Here is a 14,739-nt window from a genome sequence, read left to right as displayed (position 1 = left end):
GGACCTTCGGAAGTGGTGTCCGGTGCGATTCACCGCCCCGGACGCACTCCGGGACGGTTCAGATCCGGTGCCCGTGGTCAGTCCGCCCGGAAACAGACGGGATGAATCTTTGACGAATGCGTCCCGGAATCGGGAATTCTTCTTGTACAGCCGGCATTCGAATCGCAGCAGCGGACGAGGAGCTTCTTTCGAAGGGAATGCTTCATCGCTTCCGCGGTATACTGCCGGACAGGGGACTTCCTGCATCCATCTTTTCCATTGGAGGCAATTTCTCGTGTCATAGGTCTCCTTTGTTCACCTGATTGGTCAGACGGCTGTGCATGGCACCGGGGTTTCGCGAGAAGGCCCCGGCCATCCCGGCACCCGGGAATTGCGCCGGGTGCACCGGGATATCAATTCATTTATATTTATTGCATAGAAGGAAGTTTCTTTCCACCACTATTAATAATTAATTGAAATTTGGGTTTGGGGGCTCTCGTTGCCGGTGGTGCATTGACTGCAAATTATCAATATTTTGAAAATTTCAGGGATTTTTCCGGAATTTTTTGAAAAAGTTATAGGTGCGCTCATAAGGGAAAAGCGCAGAGGGAGGATTACTTGTGACCTATTCCTCGAAGCAATGAAAATTCGTTTCAACGATTTAATCCTTCAACACTACACATTTCGTGAATTTCAGGTTCGGAACCGGTAATTCCCGCCCTCATTTTTTCCTTTCGTTTCGTCATTGCACGATTCAACAACAACTCTCTTTTTGGATCCCGGTGCCGCCATGAAAGAAAAAACCCGGCGGAACTTCCGGCAGACCGGAATCTCCTCCTCCCTCATGGACTTCTTCTGCCGCCATACGCCCGGACGTGTCTCCACGCACGGTGCAGATCGTGCTCACCTTCAGGTGTATCGTACGCCGCAAGGTCCTCCCTTGCAAAGACTCTCCTGTCTTCGCCTACGGGACAGACCTTGATGCAGATCCCGCAGGGGGAGATCGACCGTTTTCCAAGCGCGATGCTATGGGCAGTACATGCGGATTTATCCGTCAGACCCTCCGGATATGCCCCTTCGTCCAGGGCCCGGGCCGGGCATGACCGCACGCATCGCATGCACCGGGTGCAGAGCTGCCCGGTCATAAGCGGGTCGGGAGGAAGTTCCGCGGTGGTAATTACAGAGCCGAACCGAACCCGGGGACCGTAGGCCGGGGTGAGGACGGTGTTGTTCACACCGAACGTCCCGAGCCCGGCAAGGTAGGCAGCATGCCGGTGCGAGAAGAATGCGACGGGGTTTTCCTTCAGCACCTCCGCGGAGCCGTACCCGTCCCGGGGTACGAATACCGAGGGATAGCCGTCACCGGTGAGGAAGTTCGCGAGCCGGTACGTGTACTGGTCGAGGAGGATATTCACGGTCTTGTAGAGTTCGTGATACCATATCGAGGGCGTAGTCTCCAGCACCGGGAGGCTCACCGGGAGCCCCACCACGATCACCGACCGCGCCTCCGGATAGACAGACCGGGGATAGAACTCTTCCGGCATCCAGGGGAGAAACGGCGGGTCCTCCCAGCGTTCCACCGGGGCGACCCCCACCAGGGGTATCTCCATATCCCGGCACTTTTCGAGGAGCCTCTGCTTTTCTTGAGGGTCCACCTACATCCACCTTCACAGATGATGGCTATGGGTCCACATTATCCTTCGGCAGCTCGCTTCAGGACATGACACAGTGCACTCCCCTGGCAACCCCCGCATGTCATTTCCGGTGTGAGAATTCCGGGGGCCCGGCGGATTCCGTTCACGGTAGGGAGAGGACCGCCGGATAAAGTATGCACTCCCCTGAGGAAGGAGGGACTCGGTCCGGGTGAGACCATCCATTGCTCCCGCGTGAATCCCGATGTGCATGGAGGCAGGGATGGCCGGAGAGATCCAGGACTGCCTGTCGCGAACAAGACCTGCAAGGGGGCAGGACCTGGCACTGGTGATTTGGATAATCTGCCGTGAATCCCAATTTGCATGAGGTCAGGACCCGGCCCCGGGGAGATCCTGGACTACCTGTCGTTAATCGTCGTGTGTATGGGGATAGGACCCGGCCCCGGGGAGATCCTGACAACGAGTCGTGAGTCATGGTGTGTAGGGGATAGGACCGTGACAGACGAGATCCTGGACTATCTGTCGTGAATCCCGGTATGCAGGGAAGCTGGACGAGAACCGTGTATGATTTCAGGGTTACCGGCATACAGCTCCGATTCCGCTTCCCGGCGCTGGAGGACCGCAGCCGCCTGGCGGATGAACAGGTCGAGGATATCGAGATAGGGAAACGATGCCCCCACGGGGAGGAGCACCGCGGTGCTGCCTTTCACCTGTCCTTTCCAGGTGAATCCCGCCCCGAGGAAGCATCCGCCGGGCAGGACGGCCTCCAGCGCCCTGCAGGGTCCGGGCAGGAGAAGTCCGAAGGTGATGTCCCTCACCCCCCCGTTGATCGTGTGGAAGCTGCCCTTGGCGAGTGAACTGAGATGTTCCTCGTTGACCGGCATCGCAAGCCCTGCGAGTGGCCGGCCGATGATTGATTCGATCGTCTCCCGTGAGGATATCCCCTGGAATGCCTCCAGGAGGATCACGGTCCTGTCCGGCGTTCTGCACACGGAACTGACGAATACCACAGAACCGGGAGGTACCAGGCTTTGAAGAGATTCTGCGATACACTGGTAGATATTGGCATCGAGGGGATATTCTGCGAGTTCTGTCGCCGCGGTCGAGGCCTGTTTCAGCAGCCGGGCATATTCCTCGAGGCGGGTGAACGCGAGTTTCTGCTCGGTGAGATCGGTGCAGGAGGCGACGTATCCGAGTACACGCCCCGATTCGTCGGAGATCTCGTTTGCGACCACTCTTGCGTCGAATGTGTCGCCCCCGTTCTTCCGGGCGACGACCTCTCCGGCCCAGGCCTTGGTGCGCAGCAGTTCCCCGACGACGACATCGGCCATTTCCGGGGAGGCGAAAAAGTCGGTCACAGGTTTTCCGAGGACCTCCCGTTCTTCCGTATAGGCGAACGTCTCCAGATATGCCGGATTGACGAAGATGAGGTTGCCCTCAAGGTCGGTGATCAGGATGGGGTTCTGGGCCGAGCGGACGGCTGCGTTTGTTATGTGGAGCATCGCCTCCATCTCCACCCTGGCCTCCTCCGCCCTTCGACGCCGGACCGCCTCCCGTATCTCGTGCTCCAGTTGCAGGAACTGGGTAACGACATCGGTCCCTTTTTCGATGTAAAAATCAGCCCCGCAGTTGAGGGCTTCGATAACCACCTCTTCCCGCCCCCTTCCCGTAAACAGGAGAAAGGGAATGTGTTCGTCCGTTTTCCGGATATGACGGAGGAGATCTATTCCGGTAGGTCCCGGGAGCTGGTAATCTGAGATGATCGCGTCGTAACGGTGTCCCTCCAGCATCGCGATGGCGCTTTTCACCGAGCTCGCGGTGTGAAGCGAAAATTCACCGGAGCGTTCCAGGTAAACCCGTGCCATCTCGAGGAGCTGCAGCTCGTCATCTACGTACAGTACCGCGATCACATGCCCCCTCCCCTCCAGGCAGTGGAAGAAAATTCCATGAGATCGTATAAATGATTTTTGTTCCAGCCCGGCGAAGCGACGGCTCCCGGGACGATGCGATTCCTGGAGAGGGAGTGGCGAAAATAAGGTCCCGACGGGAAACGGCAGCTCACGCCGTCTCAAAGACAGGATGGACGCGCAATGAGCACTGCCGTACATGGTGTTTTTCGGCGGGGGAATATAGCCTTGTTCTTTGGGGCGAACGAACCAACCGGACATGCCGATCTCCGGATAACACAAAATTATTGGTTAATTTGAATTCTTGGCTGTTTCAGGCCCGGGATCTCCTCCGCGGATTCTCAGCCTGCGGGGCAGGCCGGGGAGTGGAGAGCGCGATCCGGAGACTTTTCTCAAGGTACTCTCTGCCATTTTTGCAGGGGTGGTGGGAACATGCTGCCTGATGACTTTTTTGCGCGCCGGGAACATTGCCGGTAGGAGTCTATCCGATAGAAATCGCATTCCTGGTCCAAAATTTTAAAAATGGGGCATATCGAGGCAATCAGGATCCGTGCGCCCCTCAACGATAACAAATAATTATAAATAATGTAAGAAGGAAACTTCCTTCTACCTCAAGAGTGAGGGTGAGTGACGATGAAAACGCGACTACCTGTAATCGTGCTGCTGATCCTGTGCCTGATGCTGCTGGCCCAGCCGGTCCTCGGGGGCGACCCCACCGGCGCCATCACACTGGCAGAGAATCCGGACGCACCGGTTAACTTTTCCTGGACCCTGCTCTGCGGGTTCCTGGTGATGTTCATGCAGGCCGGGTTCGCCATGGTTGAGACAGGTCTCACCAGGGCGAAGAACGCGGTGAACATCATGATGAAAAACCTGATGGACTTCTCCCTCGGGGCGCTGGCCTACTGGGCCGTCGGGTTCGCCCTGATGTTCGGGACATCCGCGGGGATCACCTCCCTGATCTTCGGATCCACGGGATTCTTCCTCGGAGGAGAGGCGTACGATGTGAGCACGCTCGAGCTGTGGTTCTTCCAGATGGTCTTCGCGGCCACTGCGGCCACCATTGTGTCAGGAGCCATGGCGGAACGGACAAAGTTCTCCACCTACTGTATCTACAGCGTGGTGATATCCGCCCTGATCTATCCGATCTACGGGCACTGGATATGGGGTGGCGGCTGGCTCAACGCGGCTGACTTCATGGTGGCCCTCGGAGGAGGCTACGGGGCGCTCGACTTCGCCGGCTCCGGCGTAGTGCACGCCCTCGGAGGGTTCGTGGCGCTTGCAGGGGCACTGATCGTCGGGCCCCGCCTGGGCAAGTACCGCAAGGACGGCACTCCCGTGGCGATACCGGGACACTCCCTAACGCTCGCAATGCTGGGTGTCTTCATCCTGTGGTTCGGGTGGTTCGGGTTCAACCCGGGGAGCACGCTCGCCGCAACCGAACTGAGGATCTCCGTAATTGCCGTGAACACCTGTCTCGCGGCTGCTGCGGGTGCGGTCACCATCATGCTTCTCACGTGGTGGCGCTACGGCAAACCTGACGCAAGTATGACCGGCAACGGGGTACTTGGCGGACTGGTGGCGATCACTGCAGGGTGCGCATGGGTCAGTCCTTACGCCTCTGTCCTGATCGGTGTGATCGCAGCGATCATCATCTACCTCGGCGTATGGTTCCTTGACTGGAAGATGCATGTCGACGACCCGGTGGGTGCGGTCGCGGTGCACGGAATGAACGGGATCTGGGGTCTCCTGGCGCTCGGGATCTTCGCCGACGGGACCTACGGGGTCTATACCACGGAAGGTCCGATGGTTACCGGGCTGCTCTTCGGGAACGCCGGGTTCCTCGCAGTCCAGGCGATCAGCGCAGTAGTGGTCTTCATCTGGGCGTTCGGGCTCGGGTATATCCTGTTCAGGATCCTGAAGGCAACGATAGGGGTCCGGGTCACCGAGGCCGAGGAGCTCGAAGGCCTCGATATCGGCGAGCACGGGGTTGCGGCCTATCCCAACTTCGTGACCACTGAACCTGCAATCGACGGGGAGAAATCATGAAAAAAGTGGAAGCAATCATAAGGACCATGAGGTTCGAGGACGTGAAGACCGCCCTCGAGGCGATCGGAGTGGAGTCCATGACCGTGACCGACGTGAAGGGTCGGGGGAAGCAGAAAGGTATCACCCAGCAGTGGAGGGGTGCCGAGTACGTGGTGGACATGATCCCAAAGACCAAGATCGAGATGGTGGTCGACGATCCTCTCGTGGAGAAGGTGGTGGACACCATCTGTACGGTGGCGAACACCGGCAAGATCGGTGACGGGAAGATCTTCATCATCCCGGTTGAGGACGCCATCCGGGTCAGGACCAGGGAACGCGGGACTACCGCGCTCTAAAAAACCAACTCTCTTTTTTCCGATTTTCTCTATTCCGGAAACCGCTGAACAAGAAGATACTTAAATAATGTGGTGGAAGTACTATTCGTGCTATGCTTATATAGCACGAGAGGAGGTGAGCCTCAACCGCACACACCGGATGAGAGAGATCTCAGGTCACGCGCATACCACGTCGTCAAGAGATTACGAGGAGACTGTTCAGACAGATCAGCAGCCTATGAAATTCCCCGGACCGTGTCAGCCGGAGGGATCGATACGCACACCACACATTCAGTTCCCCGGCGGACGGTCCGGGAGGCTCACCCTTTTTCAGGCCGGAAAAACCTTCGGAAAATGTTTCAACGGACCCCGTCGTATACGGCAGATTTTTTCACTCCTGCGGGGGCTGTCTCCGGACCTTTACCGAACCGGGGTCTATAACCTCAGAGGTCCGAACCGGAAAAAATGCACGACAGGATCATACCCGGGACCTGCAGGAATTTACCCCTTTTCATATCCGGAACCGCGCCGGAGGTACCTTCGAAAGATATGCCTGGAATTCCCAAAAAAAATTTAAAGAATACCTCTTAATTCCGGGTAATTACGGGAAAGCCCGCCACAATTGAAAGCATTTAACATCTCCGCGGCGGAGAATTCTTCAATCTGATTGCCATCACTCCGGGAGCGACCGCGTCGTCCCGAAGGATACAGATCGCCGTGATGACTGGATGGCAAACGGGGGGACCCATACCATGCGAATCCAGGAATTGTCTATCCGTGATTATCTCGCGCTCGCGCTGATGATCTGCCTAATCGTGACAATATCGGCAGCGGCACCGGTCAAGGTGGGAGATGCCTATATCCAGACCGAACGGCCGGCAAACTGCCAGTGGAACGGGACCGCCTGCGCCTGCAGCTGGGCCCTTAATCCCACGCCGATCTTCGGGGAGTATGCCCCCGTGACGGACGCCATGAAGGACGGCCCGCTGGTAAAGGGCCTCCATTCCTGGGCCGGGTTCATGGTCTGGCCGAACAATACCCTTACCGCCGTCAAGCCGATCAAGAACGTCTCCCCAAACGGCCTGGTCGTCAGTTACTGGGAGCCGCAGGACATGCCCTTCCTTCAGCAACCCATCTATGCGGACCCGCTCATCCTCCTCTTCCGACCGGTGAAATATTCCAATATCATGAACTACGGGGACGTCTCGGGCCTGGTCTTCTCCATGCCCATCCCCGTTGCGCTGCAGGGTGCGAAATACATGGATAATAACTGTACCGGGGGGACTTTTTCCGTGGATGACAAAACATTCGCGGTCGACCAGGGCGGGGCCTTCGCCTCAGGGCTCCGGGTGTTCCCCGCTGCCAATGTTACGGCAACCGGGCCCTCGTGGGTGCCCGACAACCTGGTGACCGACCGGATGGGAGACTGGGACGTGCATTTCCTCTACCAGCATACGGGCAGTGCCGAATATCTCGGGCTCGAACTGCCCAAGGGGTCGCCGTTCGCGCAATTTACCTGGCACGATGCCCCGCCTGGAGGAGTGATGGCCTTCAAGTTTTACCGGGAGGCCCCGTTCACCTCCACGATGCAGCGGTACAACATCACCACCTCGGATATCACCGCCCCGGTCTCCGGGGTTGATAACCTGGGGTGTTACCTGGTAGGGACAAACCAGGACCTTATCCTGGAGTCCACCGATAAACCCGGGACCTACACGAACTGGAATTTCTTCGCCGTGTACTACGATATCCGGAAGTACCAGGTGACCGAGGACCCCGGAAACGGGATTGCCCTCACCAGAATTGCGAACACCACCGGCGAGGACACCTTCGTGATCGCCGGGCTCCCTGTGATCTCCTATCCGAAAGGCCAGGGGAGCGGTGACCCCGCCATCCCCACCAGGGAACAGGCCCTCTCCGAGTCCAGCGCCTGGGCGGTTGCGCTTGCACCTTATGCGTTCAACTACGTGACCGGGACAGAAGTATCCTACTCGGTGGACCATGCGACCGGTCTCCTCCACACCACTTACCATGCAGCCACCGCCACGCAGGGCCCCGTGGGTGCCTCGGCCGGGAAAAAGACCGTGATGCTCCTCCAGCGTCACCAGTATGGGACGTTCGAAGACGGCCGTGATAATGTCTCCGTGTTCGACGGGGACCTCGGTGCAGTGAGCCTTTATCCCCTCGCCCCGGGGATCTGGAACCAGAGCATGCCCGCGGTGAACAACGGGCACTACCAGTACTGGATTCCCAAGGGGAAGCTCGTTCCCATCACCGCGGAGAGTTTCTCCACGTCCTACGTGTTCAACAACTTCCTGCCCTTCATGCCCCCGGTCGATGCGAACGCCACCAAGGACGGGGAATTCTTATGGCACATCATCAACTGCGACCAGTCGGATTATACCCAGAAGAACGCCGGGGCATATCCCCCGTTCTGGACCTACATCGACGGCGGGCAGCAGGACGCAAACTACAACATGGCAAAGGAGATCCGGTACGTTTCCGGAAAACTGGCCGTCACGAAGGAGCTTTCCCGGGTGGCCAACCAGAGCCGGGTGATCACCGGGGAGACCGCCTGGGACTATGAACACTGGGCGCTCTCAAATGCGTCATGGAATGGCACGGACTACTATGCCACCTCTCGCGATCACCCCTACGACCCGACCCTTGCGCACCAGCGCGATCTCGAAGCGGTTGAGGAATTCTTCAGGCTCTACACGATGCAGACGCCGTTCCGGTCGTCCAGGCAGACAGACGGGAGCGCTTGGCAGTACTCCCCCTACTATTTCCTGTACGACAGGACGCTCGGGGCGATCTTCATGTACCCTGCCCAGGGGCCCGATAAAGCAGGCCAGCAGGGAGGTCCGGCAGACCAGATCGCCTACGGGTACTTCCCCATGCCGACGCGGAGCGAACTCTACGGGGGGGCGCGCTGCGGTTTCGGAAATGCAGCCGAATGGAATGACGACCACTACCTGTACGGAGACCTGATCGCCTCGGCCGCCATGACGGGGTGGTTCGACCGGGAATGGGCCGCTCCGGAGCACTACGGCTCGCTGATTGACCAGATGATCATGTCCATCGCCTACGACCCCGGGGTAACCACATTCTACAGGAACCCCGAACTCCGTTACTCGAAGATGAACTTCTTCGACCAGTGGGCGGGGCAGTCCTGGACCCAGGGGCAGATCGACGGGTACTGGCAGCTCGAGGGCAAGAACGACAATACGCTCGGGGAGACCATGCAGGCCTGGGCGGGGATCGCGCTATGGGGGAGCGTGACAGACCGGCCCCAGGTCACCGACCTCGGGATCTACCTCTATACCACCAACCTGTACAACGCGGACGCCTACTGGTTCGACAAGACCGGTTCCTACATCCCGGACTACCGTGCAACCGCCGCGGTCTGGTCAAAGGACGGGGACTATATCCCGGTCACCTCCGACCCCCTCGATCCGAGGAGCCATAACTCGGGGGAGTCCATGTGGGACCGCTGGTTCAACTGGGGCAACCCGAAGATCACCTGGCCGTCAGAGCAGGGTGCGCAGAAGACCTCGATGGTACCCAAGGTCTACCAGATGAAGGTCTCGAACTTCGGGCAGTTCGGGCTCACCCCGAGCTCCAACATGTTCAACATGTGGCTGCCAATGACCCCCTATTCGCTCGGGTTCGGGCGGGACAAGGACTACATGCAGTACTTCACCCGCACGGTGGACTACTCCCCGAGCAGCGGGTACTGCCAGAGCACCGACCCGGGCGGGCTCGCCTACCGCACCACCGAGAACCAGCAGAGGGCGCTGGTCGGAGTCACGACCTCGGTGCCGGGGATCTCCAAGGAGCCCTACGACTGGTTCTGGGAGGACCTGATCCAAAAAAACCGCCAGGGTGAATCCGCCAGCTACCCCTATAACCTTGACTGGTGGAACCCGATCAAGAGCTCGGTCTTTGATTCCCAGTCCATCTCGGAATCGCTGGACTATTTCTGGGCCCTCGACCAGTACGGGACCCCCGACTTCCGGTACTTCGGGTATTCCGCCGATGCGGACACCGCCGGACTTACCCAGCCCTATACCGCGGCATTCACCGATTCCTACGGCCATACCACGTTCGTCGCGTGGAACCAGCACGCGAAGGCAGTCACGGTGAACTGGTGGAACGTGGGATCTTCAGCGAAAGGGACTTCCGGCATTCTCCAGAACGCACTCCAGGTGCCCCCGGGATGGTACGCCACGATTACGGTCCCCGAGCGCGACACGCCGATCGTCTGCAGTGTCTCCGTAACCCCCGGAAACGTGACTCCCGGCCAGTCGGCAAACCTCACTGTCAGGGTGAAGAATACAGGAACCACCAGGATCTCGGGAGTCCGGGTAACCCAGTACCTCCCCTCACGGGTTTCGGTGGTCTCCGGGGACCCGGGGATGGTCACCCAGGCCGGCTCGGTATACTGGCCGCTTTCCGGGCTTTCCCCGAATGAAGAGAGGACTTTCAACCTCACCGAGCGCTTCGCGGTCACCGCCAACGGGCAGGTGGCGCAGATCGCCTTCGTGAACGGGACGCTTCCCACGGGGGAACCGGTGGAGTACTCGAATTACACGGTGGTCACCGCGGAGGGCGGACCGGGGATAGGCCTTGCCGTCTTGGCCGAACCCACAAATATCGCCGTGGGAAGGAACACTACTTTCAACCTCACGGTGACCAACACCGGGACCGAACTGCTGCAGAACGTCTACGTGATCCAGCACCTCTCCCAGTACCTGGTCTTTGAAGAAACCATCCCCACGGTTAATAAGAGCGATTTCAAGGATGGCGTCCTCACCCTCAACTTCAACCGGACGCTCGCCCCGGGCGACGCGATACCGGTGCAGGTGATCGCCCGGGCTGTCACCGCGGGGAACGTCACCGTAGAGACCGAAGCTCACGGGGCCCTCCCTGCCGGCACGGTGAACGCATCGGCAAACACTACCCTCCTGATCACCGGCCAGGGCCCGGCGATCGACGTGGATCTTGACTCGGACTCCGTATCGGCAGTCGCGGGGGGTCCCCTGAAAATGAGGATCACGGTCACCAACACCGGGAGCATGACCTGGGACACCGTGACGGTGCAGTATTACCTGCAGCCGCCCGGCCCGTATGTCATACCCGGACAGGGGACGGCTCCGCTCTGGAACGAGACCCCTGCGCCGAATATCTACATGTGGGACTACGATCCCGGGCACCGCCCCGGATGGAAGGGGTTATCTGCGGGCGAGAACCTGACCATCGTACTTGCAACCACGGTGACCGCAAACGCAACCGGGGACCTTTCCAATTACGTTCAGGTGAACGGCGCCGCCGCGGGCGGGAAGGTGGGGCAGGATAATGCGACCCTGGTAATCCCTGTAGTCCACGGCGGGACCTCCCCGGATTTCACCGCAAGCCCCCGCGAGGGCACCTCGCCGGTCACCGTGCAGTTCACCGACACCTCGACCGGGAACCCGGTGAAATGGTTATGGAACTTCGGCGACGGGAGCATTCCCTCGACCGTGCAGAACCCGGTCCATACCTATACCCGTACCGGCCAGTGGGATGTGACCCTCACGGTCTACAGGGATAACGCCTCGGTAGGAGTGAATCTCACCAAGAAAGACTACATCTCCGTAAAGAACGCGCCGCAACCAGGGCTCCCAGATGCGCAGTTCAGCGCCTCACCCCGCGACGGTTCGGCCCCGCTCGAGGTCCAGTTCACCGACCTCTCCACCGGCGGGCCTGATTCATGGTCGTGGACCTTCGGAGACGGGGGACTATCGAGCCTGCAGAACCCGAAATATAACTATAAGAGGCCGGGTACTTACTCGGTGGTCCTCACGGTGAAGAACAGCGGGGGATCCGACAAGGAGGTGAAATCCGGGTACATCACCGTCGGAGTGGCGCCGGGACCGGGTGTCCCCCACGCAGACTTCTCGGCGAACACCACCTCGGGCACGATTCCCTTCACCGTCCGCTTCACCGATGCTTCGACCGGGAACCCGACCCGGTGGATCTGGACCTTCGGGGACGGAGGGTACTCTTCAGAGCACAACCCCGTCCACACGTATACGCGGCCGGGTGAGTTCGATGTGAAACTGATCGCATCGAACGGCAAGGGAAGCAATGGAAAGACGGTCGTTGATTACATCGTGGTCCGGGAAGCCCCCGGGCCCGGGGTGCCGGATGCGAACTTCTCGGTAAACGTCACCAACGGGACCCTCCCCTTCACCGTGAACTTCACCGACCTCTCTACCGGGGACCCGACCTCCTGGATATGGAACTTCGGTGACGCGAGTATTCCCTCCGCCGAACGGAACGTCACCCATACCTATACCCGGCCGGGTGCCTTCGACGTCACCCTCTCGGTGGCGAACGCGGCAGGCCGGGATAATCAGACGGTCACCGACTGCATCGTGGTGACGGGGTAACCCTTATTTTTTCAGGCCGGGTCCCGGAAGGGGACGAGGGCCGACTTTTTTTTACCGGGGGGCCACAGGTCCGTCAAATTCTGCGGCGGGAAAAGAAGTTTTATATCTCCAAAGAGACTTCCATTCTTTCGATAGTGCCCCCGACCCGGGAATAATCCGCGATCTGCCTCCCGGGCCCCCTGCAGTCCCGGTGCCCGCCGGTTGAGTCCCCGGCCCCGGCTCCGTGAGCGTAGGGGGTGCAAAGGACACGACCTCTTTCACAGGAGTCCACATTCATGAAGTTATGGAGAACCATCCTCGCAACCGGGGTGCTTGTGCTATGCCTGCTCTTCGCAGGATGCACCACCCCAGCCCCGGAACAGTCGCCGGTCACCCCCGCGGAGACCGCCGCGCCCGTGGAAATTACCAGTTTGACCACACCTGCCCCCCCGCAGACCTTTGAGCCCGCGATCACCGTACGCTCGGCCTCCGTCTTCGAACCGGACTTCTCCCGGGTAGAGTACCGGATAACCACGGTATCAGGCGAACAGACCTCCACCACCCTTCTTGATATGGACCGTTCAATCACGGAGTTCCAGGGAGTTCCGGCCGTATTCTACCGGACGAGCATGTCGAACGAGAATATGACCGTCATCTCAAACGTCTATTTCGATACGGACATGGAGACCCTCCTCGGCGGGTCGGTGAACCAGACCGTCCAGGGCAATTCCATCTACCAGGAGCTCTCGCCGGAACCTCTGGACCAGAGCGGAATAATGCTCTGGGAGAAGGAGACCACGCTCACCTACCAGGGGAACGAGACCGTGACCGTCCCCGCGGGGACCTTTAATGCTACCCGGTATGTCATTCCCACCACGTACGGGGAGTTCACCTATTGGGCCGCCCCGGGCATCCCGATTCCCATCAGATACACTGCGGGGATCGACAGCAACGGGAACCCGATCTACGCCGAAATGGTAAGGATCGAGCGACCGTAAGATCACATCATCTTTTTTTAATAGTTACCCTTCCCGGATTGCGAAAAACCACAATCCCGGATTCTTTTTCCGGAGTTCAGCCCGGGAGCTTCCGGTAACCGTTGCAGGGTGCTGTTTGTGCACAACACAATCTACATCTCCGCGAACGCGGTACCGGATCCCAATGATACAGGAACCAGTCCCGTTCGAAGAGGTCGTGGCATTTCACGGGCACCGTTGCCCGGGGCTCGCCCTCGGATACCGCGCCGCACGGATCGCCATGGAGGAACTGCATGCGACCCGATCGGGGGATGAAGACCTTCTCGCCATCGTGGAGAACGATGCCTGCGGGGTGGACGCGATCCAGTACGTGACCGGGTGCACCCTCGGGAAGGGCAACCTGATCTTCTGGGACTTCGGAAAACAGGTGTATACGTTTGTCAACCGCACGACCGGCGATGCGGTCAGGATCTCCCAGAGAACCGAATTTGCGAACCGGAGGAGGGCACAGGGTTCGGAGGACCTCCGGGCGAAGGTCGTGGCGGGAACCGCGACGGCAGAGGAGGAGACCGCGTTCCGCCACCAGGCGAACCAGACCGTGGAAGAGATCCTGGCGATGCCGGGCGAAGAGATCTACCGGATCGAACATGTCCGGGCGGAGGTGCCCGAACGGGCAAGGATCTTCCTGTCTCATCCGTGTGCGGTCTGCGGCGAGATGGTCTCCGAGTCACGGGCACGGGTGAAGGACGGGAAGATCGTGTGCCTCCCCTGTGCGGGGGAGTATACCCGCGGATGGTGCTGAATGGAGTGCATCGGGAACCGGGTTCCTTGAAGGATCATCCGCCTGAATAACATAGCCTCTCCGGAGGGTGCCTTTGCAGCGGCCCCGGAGCACTATCTCTGTAAACATTTCGATAACAGGATCCTGGAAATACGACAATCCCTGTATATTCGGCGGGTCGCCGAGCGGCGGGGCGGAGCCCTGGGGCGTTATATAATACAAATTCAGTTTTTTTTTGGTTTTTCTGAATCCTTTTTTCGTGACGTTCTCGGGGGCTTCGCCCCCGCCACTGCGGCAACCCCCAGTGCGATATCTCTGACAAAAGTTAAATCCTGGCGGGTTACGACGGAGTCCATACTCACTACAGGTCGCAAAAATCCAGGGCACACGACAGTCCGGGCATATCCTGTCGGGGCGCCTCAGCGGCGGGGTGCAGCCCCTGGAACGTCATATCATGCATATTCAGTTTTTTTGTTTTTCCTACTCTTTCTTTTCACCGTTCCCAGGGCTTCGCCCGTCCCCTGCGGCATCCCCCGGCGTGATACCTCTGGTAAAAGCTCCCCCGGGTCGAGATCGATCGCTTTAACCCGATACACAGATCGGCGGGCATATGACAAATACAGGCCCATAAATCGGGGATTTTGCCTCGGCAAAAAAAGAGAGTACG

8 protein-coding genes are annotated in these 14,739 nt (G+C 59.2%); 5 read left to right on the top strand and 3 right to left on the bottom strand.

The features are described 5' to 3' along the window. Positions 1 to 77: 77 nt before the first annotated feature. The 3 genes from J2741_RS04165 to J2741_RS04155 form a co-directional block, all read right to left on the bottom strand. Complete coding sequence (locus J2741_RS04165) at positions 78 to 281, bottom strand: hypothetical protein (RefSeq protein ID WP_209673762.1); 204 nt, start codon at positions 279 to 281, stop codon at positions 78 to 80. Between the two features lie 540 nt (positions 282 to 821). Beyond that, the gene (locus tag J2741_RS04160) at positions 822 to 1,634 is read right to left on the bottom strand and encodes an epoxyqueuosine reductase (RefSeq protein WP_342452223.1); all 813 of its coding nucleotides are present in this window, start codon (positions 1,632 to 1,634) and stop codon (positions 822 to 824) included. A 512-nt stretch (positions 1,635 to 2,146) separates the two neighbouring features. Further along, on the bottom strand, positions 2,147 to 3,541 hold the full coding sequence (locus J2741_RS04155; RefSeq protein ID WP_209673761.1) for a PAS domain-containing response regulator: 1,395 nt from the start codon (positions 3,539 to 3,541) through the stop codon (positions 2,147 to 2,149). A 630-nt stretch (positions 3,542 to 4,171) separates the two neighbouring features. Here J2741_RS04155 and J2741_RS04150 point away from each other — a divergent pair. The 5 genes from J2741_RS04150 to J2741_RS04130 all read left to right on the top strand — a co-directional run bounded on the left by J2741_RS04150 (position 4,172) and on the right by J2741_RS04130 (position 14,093). After that, on the top strand, positions 4,172 to 5,587 hold the full coding sequence (locus J2741_RS04150; RefSeq protein ID WP_209673760.1) for an ammonium transporter: 1,416 nt from the start codon (positions 4,172 to 4,174) through the stop codon (positions 5,585 to 5,587). Further along, positions 5,584 to 5,922, top strand: coding sequence for a P-II family nitrogen regulator (locus J2741_RS04145; RefSeq protein WP_209673759.1), 339 nt, complete (start codon positions 5,584 to 5,586; stop codon positions 5,920 to 5,922). The genes J2741_RS04150 and J2741_RS04145 overlap by 4 nt, the downstream gene beginning before the upstream one ends. Before the next feature lie 707 nt (positions 5,923 to 6,629). Next, positions 6,630 to 12,335 (top strand): PKD domain-containing protein, encoded by a 5,706-nt coding sequence (locus tag J2741_RS04140; RefSeq protein ID WP_209673758.1) that lies wholly within the window; start codon positions 6,630 to 6,632, stop codon positions 12,333 to 12,335. A gap of 275 nt (positions 12,336 to 12,610) precedes the next feature. Next, complete coding sequence (locus tag J2741_RS04135) at positions 12,611 to 13,312, top strand: hypothetical protein (RefSeq protein ID WP_209673757.1); 702 nt, start codon at positions 12,611 to 12,613, stop codon at positions 13,310 to 13,312. Positions 13,313 to 13,475: 163 nt separating this feature from the next. After that, the gene (locus J2741_RS04130) at positions 13,476 to 14,093 is read left to right on the top strand and encodes an FmdE family protein (RefSeq protein WP_209673756.1); all 618 of its coding nucleotides are present in this window, start codon (positions 13,476 to 13,478) and stop codon (positions 14,091 to 14,093) included. Positions 14,094 to 14,739 lie beyond the last annotated feature (646 nt).

Origin of the sequence: Methanolinea mesophila (assembly GCF_017873855.1) — an archaeon.
Classification (GTDB): domain Archaea; phylum Halobacteriota; class Methanomicrobia; order Methanomicrobiales; family Methanospirillaceae; genus Methanolinea_B; species Methanolinea_B mesophila.
The sequence above is the reverse complement of the archived record's forward strand: the minus strand, read 5'-3'. Positions and strand labels throughout refer to the sequence as shown.